General features: G+C 63.0%; 11 protein-coding genes. 1 reads left to right on the plus strand and 10 read right to left on the minus strand.

Going from position 1 to position 15,177, the window contains the following annotated elements; translation table 11 throughout:
* Positions 1-42 precede the first annotated feature (42 nt).
* Positions 43-2,946, plus strand: coding sequence for an insulinase family protein (locus AXF15_RS08705; RefSeq protein ID WP_066606131.1), 2,904 nt, complete (start codon positions 43-45; stop codon positions 2,944-2,946).
* 105 nt (positions 2,947-3,051) lie between these two features.
* Here AXF15_RS08705 and AXF15_RS08710 read toward each other — a convergent pair whose 3' ends face one another.
* The 10 genes from AXF15_RS08710 to AXF15_RS08755 form a co-directional block, all read right to left on the minus strand.
* Entirely contained in the window at positions 3,052-3,636 is a 585-nt protein-coding gene (locus tag AXF15_RS08710) for a histidine phosphatase family protein (protein ID WP_066606137.1), read from the minus strand.
* Complete coding sequence (locus AXF15_RS08715) at positions 3,633-4,727, minus strand: DVU_1551 family NTP transferase (RefSeq protein WP_066606139.1); 1,095 nt, start codon at positions 4,725-4,727, stop codon at positions 3,633-3,635. Before AXF15_RS08715 ends, AXF15_RS08710 begins: the two co-directional genes overlap by 4 nt.
* Positions 4,724-5,734 carry an XdhC family aldehyde oxidoreductase maturation factor gene (locus AXF15_RS08720; RefSeq protein WP_066606141.1) on the minus strand — a complete coding sequence of 337 codons (1,011 nt, stop codon included), beginning with the start codon at positions 5,732-5,734 and terminating at the stop codon, positions 4,724-4,726. Before AXF15_RS08720 ends, AXF15_RS08715 begins: the two co-directional genes overlap by 4 nt.
* On the minus strand, positions 5,731-7,011 hold the full coding sequence (locus AXF15_RS08725) for a DVU_1553 family AMP-dependent CoA ligase (protein WP_151192333.1): 1,281 nt from the start codon (positions 7,009-7,011) through the stop codon (positions 5,731-5,733). Before AXF15_RS08725 ends, AXF15_RS08720 begins: the two co-directional genes overlap by 4 nt.
* 62 nt (positions 7,012-7,073) lie before the next feature.
* Complete coding sequence (gene trsS / locus AXF15_RS08730; protein ID WP_066606145.1) at positions 7,074-8,426, minus strand: radical SAM (seleno)protein TrsS; 1,353 nt, start codon at positions 8,424-8,426, stop codon at positions 7,074-7,076.
* On the minus strand, positions 8,419-8,865 hold the full coding sequence (locus tag AXF15_RS08735) for a DVU_1555 family C-GCAxxG-C-C protein (RefSeq protein ID WP_066606148.1): 447 nt from the start codon (positions 8,863-8,865) through the stop codon (positions 8,419-8,421). The genes trsS and AXF15_RS08735 overlap by 8 nt, the downstream gene beginning before the upstream one ends.
* Entirely contained in the window at positions 8,862-9,656 is a 795-nt protein-coding gene (gene trsM, locus AXF15_RS08740; protein ID WP_083517958.1) for a DVU_1556 family methyltransferase, read from the minus strand. The genes AXF15_RS08735 and trsM overlap by 4 nt, the downstream gene beginning before the upstream one ends.
* A gap of 30 nt (positions 9,657-9,686) precedes the next feature.
* Positions 9,687-9,896, minus strand: a complete 210-nt coding sequence (locus AXF15_RS08745) for a DVU_1557 family redox protein (RefSeq protein WP_066606154.1) — start codon at positions 9,894-9,896, stop codon at positions 9,687-9,689.
* Complete coding sequence (locus AXF15_RS08750; protein ID WP_066606156.1) at positions 9,893-12,163, minus strand: pyridine nucleotide-disulfide oxidoreductase/dicluster-binding protein; 2,271 nt, start codon at positions 12,161-12,163, stop codon at positions 9,893-9,895. The genes AXF15_RS08745 and AXF15_RS08750 overlap by 4 nt, the downstream gene beginning before the upstream one ends.
* Positions 12,164-12,405: 242 nt before the next feature.
* Positions 12,406-15,123: a molybdopterin-dependent aldehyde oxidoreductase gene (locus tag AXF15_RS08755; protein WP_066606158.1), complete on the minus strand. Its 2,718-nt coding sequence runs from the start codon at positions 15,121-15,123 to the stop codon at positions 12,406-12,408.
* Between the last annotated feature and the right edge of the window lie 54 nt (positions 15,124-15,177).

Here is a 15,177-nt window from a genome sequence, read left to right on the forward strand (position 1 = left end):
TGGTCTTTTTTAGAAGAAGTAATACTACCAACAGGAGCTCAGATGAATTTATCTGGTTATACCAGTATATTATCTGTTAAAGTGGGAGAAATTGCATCCAAAGTGGATATGTATGTTCATGATAAGACTGGGGCGCGTATTCTTTCCATATGCAATGCGGATGAAAATAAAGTTTTTGGAATTACCTTCCGAACCCCTCCTGAAGACTCGACAGGTGTGGCGCATATTCTTGAACACTCAGTGTTGTGTGGATCCCGTAAGTACCCGGTGAAAGAGCCTTTTGTGGATTTGCTGAAAGGTTCTTTGCAGACATTTCTGAATGCCATGACTTATCCGGACAAGACATGCTATCCTGTCGCCAGCCAGAATCTGAAAGATTTTTACAATCTGGTAGATATATATCTGGATGCTGTTTTCTTCCCGCGCATTTCCCGTGAAATATTTGAACAGGAAGGGTGGCATCTGGATCTGCCAGAGGCTGGAACGTCATTGACCATCAAGGGAGTGGTCTACAATGAGATGAAAGGGGTATATTCATCACCTGACTCCCGTCTGGCCGAGCTCTCACAGCAGTCCCTCTTCCCGCAGACCACATACGGACTGGACTCTGGCGGTCATCCTTCGGTTATTCCGAGCCTCACCTACGAGAAATTTCTGGATTTCCATCGCACTCATTATCATCCGTCCAATGCCTGGATCTTTTTCTATGGAGATGATGATCCGGCAACCCGCCTGGAACTTTTGCGTGAATATCTGGATCAATTCGAAGCGCTGGAGACGGCTTCTGCCGTTGCGGTCCAGGAGCCTCTGAGCACTCCCGTGGAGATATGTCAGCCGTTTGAAGCCATGGGTGAGGATGAGAGCGGCATGTTGACCATGAACTGGCTGCTGCCGGGTACGAAAGATCCCCAGACAATTCTGTCATGCAGAATTCTGGACGGGCTGCTCACCGGGATGAACGCTTCTCCCCTGCGTCAGGCCCTGATCGAATCGGGCTTGGGTGAAGATTTAACCGGGGCCGGATTGGAACATGAAATGGCCCAGATGTATTACTCCGTGGGCATGAAGGGGGTGCGTCCTGAAAATTTTCAGACCGTGCGCGACCTCGTCACAGATACGTTGAAGCGCATTGTGAAAGATGGTTTTGAGCCGGATTTGATTGAGGCCGGCATCAACTCCGCCGAATTCGACCTGCGTGAAAACAACACCGGATCTTATCCGCGCGGGCTCATGGTCATGCTGCGCTCCCTGGCGACTTGGCTGTACGATGATCAGGCTCCCCTGGCTCTGGTGGCTTTTGAGGAACCGCTGGACAGAATCAAGAAGCGCTTGGCCGACGGCGAAAAGGTCTTTGAGGATCTCATCCGCCGCTATCTGCTGGAAAACCGGCATCACAGCACGGTGTTGCTGACCCCGGAGGCCGGGGTCGCAGCCCGCATGGAGCAGGAAGAGCAGGCGCTGATCCGGACCCTGCGCGACAAATGCGGCCTGAACGATGAAGATCTGATCCGGCGTACGCGTCTGTTGCGTGATATGCAGGAAACTCCCGATGCTCTGGAAAGTCTGGCTCTGTTGCCCGTGCTTTCCCGTGCGGATATCGATCCCAAGGTGCGGATGGTGCCCACCGAAAGGCGGGAATGGGAACAGACTGTGGCATTGCTGCATGATCTGCCCACCAACGACATCTGTTATATGGATCTGGCTCTGGATTTGGGGGGCGTGCCTGACCGGCTGTTGCCTCTGGTGCCTCTGTTCGCCAGGGGGCTGACAGAGATGGGTACCACCAGAGAGGATTATGTTGCCTTTTCCAAGCGTATCAACAGCCAGACGGGCGGAGTCCACGCGCGCAGCCTGGTTTCCCAGCGTGAAGACAGCCCCGAGCCCGTGGCCCGGCTGATCATGCGGGCCAAGGCCGTGTCCGGGCGGACTGGGGATATGCTGGATATTGTGCACGACGCCCTGATGCTGACCCGCTTCGATGACCGTGAGCGGTTCCGGCAGATGCTGTTGGAGGAAAAAGCCGGGTTCGAACAGGCGCTCATTCCTTCCGGGCATCATTTTGTGGGGCTGCGGCTGCGCTCCTGCTTCAACCGGGCTGACTGGATGCAGGAACAGATGGGTGGTATAGAGAATCTGTTTTTCCTGCGGGAGTTGATCCGGCGGGTGGAAGAGGACTGGACCGGTGTTCTGGAGGAACTGGAAACCTTGCGCCGTTTGGTGGTGCGCAGACCTGGAGCGGTGCTGAATCTGACGGCCGGGGAGGATTTTCTGGCGGCCCAAGAAGAGTATTTTCGTAATTTTCTGGTGCTGTTGCCGGAAGAAAACGGCCTTACGGCAGCGGAACGTTCCGGGGAGACGGCCTGCTTGCATGAAGGCTTAAGCATCCCGGCCCAGGTCAATTATGTGGGCAAGGTCTGCGATCTGCGCGGATACGTCTCAGATGGTTCCACTCTGGTGGCGGCCAAGTATCTGCGGACGAGCTGGCTGTGGGAACAGGTGCGCGTGCTGGGTGGGGCTTACGGTGGATTCTGCAACTACGGGCGCCTTTCCGGGCTGATGAGCTTCGGCTCCTACCGGGACCCGAATATCATCTCGACCATCGAGGCTTTTGACGGCAGCGGGGCTTTTCTGGAACGCGCGGATCTGGATAACGGCGATCTGCTCAAGGCCGTCATCGGCACATCCGGCGATCTGGATCCGTATCAGCTGCCGGATGCCAAAGGTTTCGCCGCGTTGACCCAGTATCTGGCCGGGGTGACCGACGAAGTGCGCCAGCGCATCCGAGACGAGGTGCTGGCCACCGAGCCGCGCCATATCCGGGAACTGGGAGCGGCATTGCGTGAAAAGGCGGCGTCCGGTCTTGTCTGCGTACTCGGCGGAGAAGAGGCCTTGGCTCAGGCGGCGGAGCAGGGCGTGCGGTTTTCCAGAACGCTGCGGGTGCTGTAGCCGAGATCGCATACCTCACCGCCGGGGGGTGTTTTTTCGAAGCTGTGGAACCCTCGCATGGATGGCGCCATCCGCGAGGGTTTTTTATTACTTCAGGGCTGGATGTCAGACCATGTTCATGCGCTCCAGCACGAATCCTGTCGCGTCCCGGCGCAGGATATTGACACAGGCATAGTCCTGCGCCAGCCGGAAAACATGCTGCAGGGGCATGTCCAGCACACGGCACAGAATAGCCCGGTTCACACCGCCGTGAGCCACGATGGCCGCGGTATTTTCTCCGGCCGCAATGTCCAGAAAAGTCTTCCAGGTGCGCTCCTGCACCTCCCCGAAGCTCTCGCCTTCAGGTGGTGCGTAGCCGGTCAGATCGTGGCCGCGCAGTTCGTATTGCCCCGGAAAGAGGCGGCGAACCTCGTCCACAGTCAATCCTTCCCACTGTCCCAGAGAAATTTCGCGCAAATCCGCATGTATCTCCGGCGTCAGCAGGCTCCGGCCCAGGATGGCGGCGCTTTCCACACAGCGGGACAAGGGACTGCACACGATGCGTTCCAGACCTTTGTCCGCGAACCTTTCGGCCAGAGCGGCCATCTGATTCCGGCCCGTCGCGGTCAGAGGCAGGTCGCGCTGGCCTACAAAGCGGCGGGGCGAGCTTTGCGGGATTTCCCCATGGCGCAGCAGATAGATGATACTCACGGCATTTCTTCCAGAATGTCTTCGATATTCCGCCCGGTTCGGGCTTCCACCAACCTCTGCATGGCCAGAGCATTCTGTCTGCGTTCAAAAATAGCCCGGCAGGCCGCTTCATCCCCGGCGTAGAGTGTGAGCTTTTGCGTGAAACGTTCTTCCACGCTGACGCGCGAGGGACCACGGACCAGCTTGTCGGCCAGATAGACGATCTCCTTTTCCGTGATCCGGCCGTCATCAGGAGGGGACGCATCCCGATGGGCAGCTACGGCGGCTGAGAGTCCACCCAACCCCAGTTCGTCAAGCAGGGCGGCCCCGGCGGTTTCATGGTCCGGAACGCCCTTGCCTATATCGTGCAGCAGGGCGGCGTTATGCGTAAGTTCCATATCCAGTTCCGCTCCGTGGCTATTGAGTGCCTCGGCCATGCACAGGGCGGCGCGGGCCACGGCCGCTCCATGGCCTAGGCCCTTTGCCGGCATGCTCAGCCGGGCCAGGGCCATGGCTTCGGCCCGTTCGCCAATATCCAGCCGCCGGACCTTGTCCTCCAGCCGGGCCATATCCACGGGTTGGTCCGCGTCCATGAGCACGCCTTGGTCCCAGACAGGCACCTCCTCCACATGTTGTCCGGCCAGGAATCCGCGCAGGCCGCCTTCTCCGGAGTAATCCAGAAGTTCTGGAACAAGCCGGGCCGGGAGCAGCACCGGATGCCCGCGCTCGCCCTCGAAGCATGGACTGGCGGGAACCTTGTCGGCCGTGATCAGCATCCTGATGGTGGTGGGGCGGACAAGCGGAATATCCACGGGCAGCAGGAAAAAATCGGTTTTACTCGTGGCCGCCGCTGCCCGCACGGAAGAAAACATGCCGCGCTTGTACTCCGGGTTGTGGACGGCCCGTATGCCCAGGCGTTCGGCTTCGCCCTGGACCTCGGATGCGCGGTGCCCGGTGATCACGCGGATGTCTTCAACGCCCGCCGCCCGGAAGGAGGACACGCACCACTCCAGCAACGTGCGTCCGTCAAGATGCATGAGCGGCTTGAATCCCTTCATGCGTGAGGAAAAACCGGCCGCCAGAATGGCCGCTCCCGGAAGCGGGCGGTTCATGCGCGGCCAGCCCGGACGGCCACAAGTTCCGCCACGACACTCACACCGATTTCCTCAGGCGTCTCGGCGCCGATATCAAGGCCGATAGGGCTGTGGACCCGGTCCAGATCGGCCTGGGTGAAGCCTTCCTCCAGCAGGGAGGAATACACGGACTCGCGTTTGCTCCGGCTGCCGATCATGCCGACATATCCGGCCCGCGTGCACAGGGCCTGGGCCAGAACGTGGCGGTCATGCAGATGGCCGCGGGTGACGATGACCACGTAATCGTCCGCATCGAGGCTGCCCAGGCAATCCTGGAAATTTTTCACCACGCGCACTTCTCTGGCTTGGGGAAAACGCCCGGCGTTGGCGAATTCCGGCCGGTCATCCAGAACGACCACATCAAAACCGGTGAAATGCGCCAGATGCGCTATGGCCCTGCCCACATGTCCCGCCCCGGCCACATGCACCGTCACGGGTGGGGACAGAGGCTCGGCCAGCACGCGCGTATCTTCCGTCTCCAGCCGGAAGGGCCGTCGTGTAGCGGCCTTGCGGGCCAGTTGCGTGCGCAGGGCGGCGGGCAGCGGGGCGGCCGTTTCATCCGCCGTGGTCCACAGAGCCAGAAAAGGCGCCGCCCCGGCCGCCGGGATGACGGTCAGCAGCATGGGGGTGTCCCGACGGTTCAGGGCGTCCTCGAAAAGCGGCAGATCCCCAGAAGTCAGGCATTGCAGCAGAATCGTGACCCCGCCGCCGCAGACCATGCCGCTTTCGGCGGACTGGGCGGCCGTCAGTTCAAAGGACAGGATGCGGTATTTCTCGGGAGCATGGAGCAGCGCCGCTGCCTCGTTCAGGCACGCGCCTTCCACCGCGCCGCCGCCGATGGAGCCCGTGAAGGTGCCGTCGGCGAAAACCAGCATGCGCGCTCCGGACGAGCGTGGCGAAGAGCCCGAATCATCCACGATTCCGCACAGGACGGCCTTCTGTCCTTGCCTGAGCACATCGGCCAGGGTTTCCACCAGTGCTTTCATGATTTCCTCCCGCGCCGGTCGGCGATAACGCGTTTCATGGTGTGCGATGGGGAAAAGGCAGCTATGGACGAGACGCGGAGTCTCCCTCGCGCCGCCATCGGGGCCAGCGCCGGGATGCCGGTCAGCGTCCGGAGGCATTCTGTCGTGGAGGCTTCCGTTCGGGCCAGCATCTCGATATCCAGCGTGTCCCCGCCATCTGCACCGAGCAGCATCGCCCGGTAGTCCAGCACGCCCTCCAGGGCGAAGAGGGCGTCATCCAGAGTCTGGCTGTCCAGCGTACCGCCGTCCAGACGGACGAGGTTCCGGCGTCCCCGGATGCCGTAAATTCTCGCCGTGGCGCCGCCGCACCGGCAGACGGTGCGTGTGAGCCTGGCCGTATCGCCGGTGCGGTAGCGGATGAGCGGCATGGCTTGGCGGTTCAGGGTGGTGACGACCACCTCGCCCTCCGCGCCGTCAGGCAGGGGCCGGCCGCTTTCCGGGGCCACGATTTCCACCAGCAGATCGGCCTCGCGCATGTGGCAGCCGTCATGGGCGGCGCATTCCACGCCGCCTCCCAGGCCCGTTTCCGTGGCGCCGTAATGCACAAAGGTCTCGCATCCGCAGATGTTTTCCATCCGTTCGCGCAAGACAGACGGGGCGTAGTCCGAGCACAGCAGCATGGTCCGCACCGCGCCGTGGGGCAGGCCGTACGACAGGGCCAGCAGATGCTGGGGCAGTCCCACCACGCACGAAAAGCCGTTTTTCAGGACGCACTCCGCCATGCCCGAATCAGGAGGCCAGTACCCGGAAGCGGAAACGCCGCCTCCGGCCAGGGCCCGGATGAGCAGATCTCCCGTGCTGTCTGGGCGGTCAAAGGGCAGCAGAACCAGCACCTTGTCCCGGCCGTCGGCAAGGGCCGTCATGCCTTCCCGGAAAAATTCCAGGGTGCTTTCAAGGTCGGAGCGGGTGAAAAATATCCGCTTGGGCGCGCCGGTGCTGCCCGAAGTATGCAGAGTCATGATGCGGGCCACGTCACCTCGGGATACGCACAGCAGTTCATCCGCATGGGCGGCCAGTTCCCCGGCCGGGAGCAGGGGCAGATGGCTCAAGTCCTCCCGGCCGCGTAAATCCCCGGCGTGAATATCGAGGTGCTGGCGGTACCAGGGGCTGTTTGCCCGGGCATGAGCCACTGTCCGGCGCAGGGCGGCCATCTGCGCCGCCTCGATTCGATTCCGGTCCAGAGGAAGAGCCAGATTCAGGCGGCGGGCGGTCAGGGCGTCAACGGGCGTGGGACGCACGGGCTGCCGGTGTTCTTCCGGGAATTTCGCGGAGTTGTTCTGTCTGCCCACTGCCGCGGCCCTCACTGCCCAGGGTTTTCCCGTCTGGGCCGGTACAGGGGCCGTCCCGAGCGGGAAGTCAGGTTGAAGGCGCAAAAGGGAATGAGACGGCCGTCGGGCCGGGCCACATGGATGCAGCAGCCGCGCAGCCGTTCCAGATTGAGAGTCCAGGCGTCCTGAAAGGCCATGCCCGAAATGCCGAATACATGGGTGCGCGCCCGGCGCAGAAAACGCTCCAGATCGTCGCCGCCTTCCCCGTCCGGAGGAGAATCCGGGGCGGTCCACTGTCTGGCCGTGACGGCGATGGATTTCAGGGCTCCGGCCTCGGCCGGTTGCGGGGCGCAGTCGCAGCGGGCTGCTCCAAGGCGCGTGAGTCTTCCGTCTTCCTGAACCAGAAAGCGGCCCGAAAAGGAGCACAGGGCGTGCTCGCATCCCGGCGGCAGGAAGTCTTTGGTCCTGACCAGCCCCCGGCTCTGCCGGGCCAGGCCGGTCATGATTTCCGGCAGAGTGACGTGATCCGGGACAAAATCGGCGGGAACGCGGCCGAAATAGCTCACGGGCTGAAAATGCACGCCGCGTACGTGGGGCAGGTGTTTCAGGCCGAAGCGCACAAGCTCCCAGAGCTGGTCCAGGTTCACTCCGCGTCCGATGGTCGGCACCAGCACCACACCCAGACCCGCCGCGGCCAGATTCTCCACGGCCCGGCATTTCACTTCCAGCAGGTCCCGGCCGCGCAGCCGCCGGAACACGGCGTCCGTCACTCCGTCGAATTGCAGAAAGACGGACGACAGCCCGGCATCCTTGAGCAGATGGGCCAGCTCCGGTTCCAGGGCCAGAGCCAGACCGTTGGAGTTGAGCTGCACGAAGGAGAATCCGGCCTTTCCGGCTGCGCGGACGATATCCGGCAGATCCTCGCGGACGGTGGGCTCCCCGCCCGAAAGTTGCAGGTTGCAGCCGCCGGTGCGGTCCATGATCCGGCCGAACATGCGGCGCAGGGTCTCCAGGTCCGGGTCCGGAGTGTTGCCGCCGCTGTCGGCGAAGCAGACCGGACAGCACAGATTGCAGCGCTCCGTGACTTCCACCAGAGCCGTGCAGGTACGCTGGGCGTGGGCGGAGCACAGCCCGCAGTCGAAAGGGCATCCGCGCCGCGTCTGTTCGCGCGGGCCGCCCGGAAAGGGAATTTTGGGCCGGACCCAGCCCGAGAAAGGCGGATTGCCGCGCCAGACGGCGGCGGAGAAGAAGCCGTGTTCGGGGCAGTGTTTTTCCAGGTGCACGGTTTCGCCGCGCTGGACAAGCTCTCCCCGGATGCGGCGCAGGCATTGCGGGCATACGCTGTCCGCATGGGACAGGTGCCGCTTCGGATCCTGTTCAGGCATGGGCTGCGTCCAGAGGATCGATGCCGTTTTCCGCCAGCAGGGTCATCACCTTGCCGAAGCATTCCGCCACCAGACCGCCGCAGGTCTGTGGATCGGGTTTGCCGTCGTCCACGATGTCCGCGCAGCGGATGCCGCCGAAACGCTCCCGGGCGTATTGCTCGAACCATTCGGCCAGTTCGGCCTGCATGAGGGGCAGTCGCTCGTGGGCTTCCTCTTCCGGTGCTCCCTTGCCCGCGTACCAGGACAGCAGACAGGCCGCGCCGGTCAGCGTTCCGCAGGCTCCCCGGCTGGAGGAAAAGCCGTAGCACAGCCCGGCCATGGCCCGGACCAGACCTGGGTTGTCCGCGCCGGACTGCTCAAGACCCAGAAGCATGACGACCTGAGCGCAGCAATAGCCCGCATGTCCCAGACGCAGGATGTCGAGATCGTAGTCGCTCATGGAAAACTCCTTGTGTTGATGGCGGGGCCGGGGTCTTTCAGATTTTCATTCTCTGACGGTGCGGGCGGCGTGGCGGAGACTCCGGGTTTTCGCACGGCTACCAGCAGAAAGAGTCCGGGACGGCTGGATTGCGCCGCCTGGCAGGCCTCGGCGGCCATTTTTTCGTCGCCGGTCACGGCCCGCCAGAAACCGTGCAGGGAACCATGGCGGAAAACGAACTCCGCCGCTGTCCGGGCCAGCAGGGGGGAGTGGTCTTCCAGCGCTTCCACTGCAAATCCGGCCGCTTCCATCCGCTTCCGGGTATCGTCCAGAGTGGCGGCCTGGGCGAAGCAGCAGCGTACGGGCCAGGAGCTGTTCGTTTCGCCGCGTGCAAAAATGTCGGAGAGAAGAAGTCTGCCTCCGGGTCTGAGTACGCGCGCGAATTCCGTCATGGCCAAGCTCTTGTCCGTCAGATTCCACGCGCATTCGCAGATGACCAGATTCATGCAGGCCGGGGCCAGCGGCATGCGGGCCAGATCACCCCGCACAGCCCGGACACCCGTCTTGCGTGCCTCGCCGAGCAGGGTGGCGTCCAGATCGAGCCCCAGGGGGCGCAGGCCGTAGTCCCGCAACAGGGCCAGAGTGGCTCCGGTCCCGCATCCGGCGTCCAGCGCCATGCTGCCGGGTTCCGGCGCGGCCAGTTCCAGCATGCGCCGGGTCAGGAGTTCGCCGCCGGGGCGCAGAGTCGCTCCCAGAGTCCGGCGTACGGGATCTGAGAGGTGCAGGGTGGTCATGTCGTGCCTGGAATGCATGGTTTGCGCGCTTGTCGGAGCTCGCCCGCGTCATTTGTCTTCCAGCAGCTGTTCCACTTCGAGCATACGGCCCATGGCCAGCGCTTCGTAGATGAAAACCCGTCCGCACACGGGACAGACCGGCAGTTCCACCTGAAAAGAGCCGCCCAGGTAGGTCAGCTCGGTCTTGCCCGGTTTAAGACGCGCGCCGCAGGGCCGGCATGTCCAGTTCATGTCCTCGGGCAGAAAACTGAGGCTCATGCGCCCTCCTTGCCGATCCGCATGCGGTGGCTCCAGACGTTCAGGATTTCGGAGCCGCCGTCCAGAGGCCGGTATTCCACCCAGAAGGTGACTTCGCCCAGCCGGGCCGAGGCCACTTCCCGGCCGTCTTCCCCGTGAGTGAAATATTCTCCGCTTTCTTTGGCCCGGAAAAGCACCCGGCGCAGATCGTCCTCCAGAATGCGCCGCTTTTCCAGCAATTCGGCCACGGGCCCGGAAATGGAGAGGGGCAGGCTTTCCCAGGGAGCTGCAGGCGCTGGAGGCCGTCCGCAACCGGAAAGCAGATCGTTTTTCAGGCGGCGGCGGTTCGCCCGGCGCGTGGAAATGCCCGCCGGAGGTTCGCCGGCCGGATGGGCGGCATCGGGGAAGAGCACGTCCAGCATATGCAGGACGGGCTTTCTGGTTCTGGCCAGCTGGTCCCGGCACATGGCGCAGTAAGTCAGAAAGCAGTCGTCGCTCTGGGCGGCTCTGGCTTCGGCCGTTTTACGGGCCAGATCGGGATTGGCGCTGTCCATGAGCCCGCCGAAACCGCAGCATTCGGTCAGTTCGCCGGACATGGGAAGCGGGGCCAGGGGCTGTCCGGCCTTTTCCAGCAGAGCTCGGACGGCCGCACGGGTCAGGCCGTCATGGCGCGCGGTGCATGGATCCGACAGGGCCAGCGGGAGGCCAGGGGCAGCCGTCCCTTTCACAGGATGTTCGGCCAGAAAGATCCACACGGACAGCACTTCAAGGCCGGGCAGGTGTTCTCGGAACATCTTCAGACATGTGGAACAGGCGGCCAGAATGCGCGGTTGTCCGGACTGTTCCCAAAGCTGCCGGAGATCGTCGCACAGGCCGGAAAATTCCCCGGTCCGTCCGGACCAGTGAGCCGGAGCGCCGCAACAGTCCAGCCAGACTCCGGTGGCCGGTTCCAGTTCCAGCAGGCGCTCATACAGCCGCGCGGTCTGGTCCGGCCGGATGCCCGCCAGCTGACAGCCCGGAAAAAACAGCACCGCGCTTTTGTCCTGTCCCGGACCGTGGGCCAGCAGCGCGCCTTCTGACCTGGCCGAACGCATTTCCTCCAGAGCGAACCAGTGGGCCGAGGGCGGCATGCGCTTTTCGCGGACCATCTGCCGCCGGGCGTCCAGACACATGTCGGCCATGGAAAAGCTGTTGGGACAGAGAACTTCGCACTGCCCGCACAGGGCGCAGGAATTGATGAACTTGTTGGCCTGCCGCGCGCCCTGGACAATGGCCGAATTGTTGAACACCCGCCGGGCGTAGGTTTTGGGGTAGGCACCGTATTCCCTGAGGTACACGCAGTGGCGCACGCATTCCAGACACTGGCAGTCGATGCAGCGCGAGGCTTCCTGCGTGGCCTCCTGGGGCACGTACCCGCCGGGCGGTGCCGGCACGATGCGTGGCTCGGGACGGATGCCCTGAAGATTGGTGAACAGGTCCGTGTGTCCGGAGCGGGGAAAGACGCGGCTGGCCGTAAGAGACGCGCCCTGAAGATGGCGGTCCATGGAGGTCGCCGCTTCCCGGCCGTGGGACAGGGCGCCGATGAAACGGAATTCGCACGGGACCGCGCCTCCGGTGAACCAGCCCGGTTTTTCCAGGGCCATGGTCCGGGCGTCGGCCTTGCCCAGAGCCGCCAGCAGGGCTGGATCGGTATGGTCGTCCTGGCCGATGTACACGGCGTCGGCCGGATGGGCCTCAATCAGCGCCAGATCCAGAGATTCGGCGGCGGCAAAGAACACGCGCAAAGATTCCAGAATGCGGATCTCCTCGTCCAGAACGCGGGCGGGCAGGATTTCATCGGGCAGATCGCGCAGCCAGCCTCCGGGTGCCGTGTCCAGATGATATACGGTGACCGGGTAGCCTTTTTTGCCCAGGTCGAAGGCCACCGCCAGACTGCTCGGCCCCGAGCCGATGACGGCCGCCTTCTTGGGCCGGGCGGGCAGACGCAGAATTTTGGCCCGCGTATCGCAGCGGGCCGCACAGGATCGCTCCAGCAGGCCGATGGCCAGCGGGCCGCCCAGATCTTTTCGCAGGCAGAATTTTTCGCACGGCGCTTCGCACAGTCTGGCCGTGATGCCCGCCAGTGGCATGGTTTTTTCCAGCACGGCCCAGGCCGCGCGCGGATTGTCCCGTCCCATGGCCAGGACGAAGGCCCGTGCATCCACGCCCAGAGGACACCCGGCCCGGCATGCGGGCGGTTCTTCCTGGATGCATTTGGCTTCCCATTCCCGCAGTTCCTTCTGGTCCATAGTCTGTTCCGCTTGTTACGGATCGCTGAATTTCAACTCGTAATGGTTTCGGGCCGTATCGCCGCTTTGGAAAGCGGTGTGTAACGAGGAACTTCTCCCGGCCGGTCAGGATATGTGCATGGAGCGCGCCCGGCTGCGGGAAATTTCCACCCCTTTTCACACGGTTCGTTCCGGACAGGAAAAACCCGCCCGGAACGAACCGTGTGAAAGGGGTGCAGGGGAAGCCCCTGCGGATTCTTCTCTTACTTCTTCATGGCCGCCAGAACCTTCTCCGGCAGGGCCGGGAGTTCGCGCACGCGGGCTCCACAGGCGTTGTAGATGGCGTTGATCACGGCCGCGTGGGGCGCGGTCAGTGGCATCTCGCCCACACCGGAGGCGCCGAACGGTCCGGCCGGACGCGGGGTTTCCACATAGATGATCTCCATGTCGTCAGGAATGTCCTTGATATACGGAATGCCCGCGCCCCGGATGGTGGCGTGCTTCTTCAGGTCCTCATAGTCTTCGGTCAGGGCCAGGCCGATGCCCTGGGCCAGGCCGCCGTATACCTGTCCGTCCACCAGAGAGTAGTTGTTGACCACGCCGATGTCGCCCACAATGGTCATTTTTTCCGTGGTGGTCTTGCCCGTGGCCGTATCCACCGCCACTTCGGCCAGAAACAGGCCGTACATGTAGCAGGCGAAGGGATTGCCCTGTCCGTCGGCATCGCAGTCCTTGGCCGGGGCCGTCCACTTGCCGTTGTAGCGCAGAGGCAGTTTTTCCTGGACCATCTCATCGTAGGTGCGGAAACCGCCTCCGGGCTTGGTCATGGCCTTGATGAGCTGCTCACAGGCGTTGATGATGGCCTGCCCGCCTACCACCTGGGACCGGCTGCCGCCCGCCGGGCCGGTATTGGGAGCCAGACGGGTGTCGTTCATGACCAGACGGATCCTGTCCGGGCCGATGCCGAGGGGCCGCAGGGCCTCGTGGGCCGTGCCCAGGGTGCCCATGTCCGCGCCCTGGCCGTGATCCTGCCAGCAGTCGTAAATGGTCACGCTGCCGTCGGGCATGAGTTCGGCGTCTGCTTCGGCGCTGTCCGCGCCGTCCAGACCCGCGCCGTACACGCCGAGGGCCACGCCGACTCCGCGTTTGAGACCGTTGCCGGATGCGGCGGCCGCGCGCTTTTTGGCTGCCTCGTATTTGGGCCGCATGAGGTCGAACATCTCGGGCAGACTGTACACTTCCGGATCTTGACCCGTGGGTGTGGTGGAACCCTTACGGTAGACGTTTTTATAGCGCAGTTCAAAGGGGTCCATGCCCAGCTTTTCAGCCAGCTCGTCCATCAGGGATTCGGAACCGAACTCGCTCTCCGGCGAGCCGTAGCCGCGGAAGGCCGCGCCCCAGGCGTGGTTGGTGCAGACCGTCCGGCCTTCGCCGCGGATGTTGGGGATGTCGTAGCCCGCGCCGATGTACTGGGCGCCGCGCAGGGTCAGCAGATCGCCGAACTCCGAGTATGGGCCGTGGTCCACGGTCCAGTCCGTTTCCATGCCCAGAAGCTTGCCGTCCTTGGTGGCGGCGTAGCGCACAGTGGTGAAGAAGGGCGAGCGCTTGCCGGTGTAGGCCTGCTGCTGGCGGTAGTTGTAACCCAGATATACGGGCCGTCCGGTGGCCAGGGCCGCCGCGCCGATCAGGGCTTCCATGGTCGGGCTGAACTTGTAGCCGAAGGTGCCGCCCGTGGGGTTCTGCACCAGAGCCAGCTGATCGGGCTCCAGACCCAGGCCCGGCGCGATCATGTACAGATGCAGGTGCAGGCCGATGGATTTGGAATGGATGATCAGTTTGCCGTCGTCGTCGATGTAGGCGAAGCCGCAGTCCGGCTCGATGGGCAGATGGGGCTGGCGCTGGGTGTAATAGCTGCCTTCGACGACCACGTCGGCCTGGTCGAAGATGGGGGCCGTTTCCTCGCCCTTGGCCACCTTCTGGATGTAATAGACGTTGGGCGTGCCCGGATGGATTTCGATGGCGTCCTCGGCCATGGCTGCGGGAGCGCTCATGTATTCGGGCAGCTGTTCTATCTCCACCTTCACTTTTTTGGCCGCGGTCTTGGCGTTTTTCTCCGTGTCGGCGCAGACGATGGCTATGGCGTCGCCGTACTGGAAGATTTTCTCATCGCACAGAATGGGGCGGTCCCAGCCGTCGCCCTTGTTGGTGGGGAAGGTGATGAGGCCGGTGATGCGGTTTTTGCCCTTGACGTCCTTGTGTGTGACCACCTTGTACACGCCGGGCATCTTTTCGGCTTCAGACGTGTCGATGGACAGGATTTTGGCGTGAGATACCTCGGCCTGGACCAGGGCGCACATGAGAGCGTTTTCCGGCAGTTTCAGGCCCAGATCCGCGCCGTAGTCCAGAGTGCCGGTGACCTTGCCCAGGGCCGAGGGCCGGGGATGTCTGGTGCCCCAGACGCGGCCGTCGGAGGGAATTTTGTACTCCAGATCCGCCGCGCTCTTTTCTCCGCGCAGCACCTTGGCCGCGTCCATGACGGCGTCCACCAGAGGCTTGTAACCGGTACACCGGCAGGCATTGCGGTGTTTCTGGAACCAGTCGCGGACTTCTTCCCGCGTGGGCCTGGGGTTGGAATCCAGAAGCCCCTTGGCCGAGACGATGAAGCCTGGAGAGCAGAAGCCGCACTGGGCGGCGCCGTGCAGCATCCAGGACAGCTGGAGCGGATGGGGACTGGCCGGGGTGCCGATGCCCTCGATGGTGGTGATGTTCGCTCCGTCCTCCACGCGTTTCATCCTGGTGGCGCAGGAGCGGACGACTTTGCCGTCCATGAGGACGCTGCACGCGCCGCACTGACCCTCGCCGCAGCCGACCTTGGTGCCGGTCAGACCGAGACTTCTGCGGATGACGTCGGCCAGGGTATCTTCCGCGTCCACTACGAGATTTCTGGCGACTCCGTTGACCACGATTGTTTTCTTGATCATGCGCGTTCCTCCGAATTTGTGGCGGCTCAGATTATATATTTCTCCTCAGGGATG

This window comes from Desulfomicrobium orale DSM 12838 (assembly GCF_001553625.1).
Classification (GTDB): Bacteria; Desulfobacterota; Desulfovibrionia; order Desulfovibrionales; family Desulfomicrobiaceae; genus Desulfomicrobium; species Desulfomicrobium orale.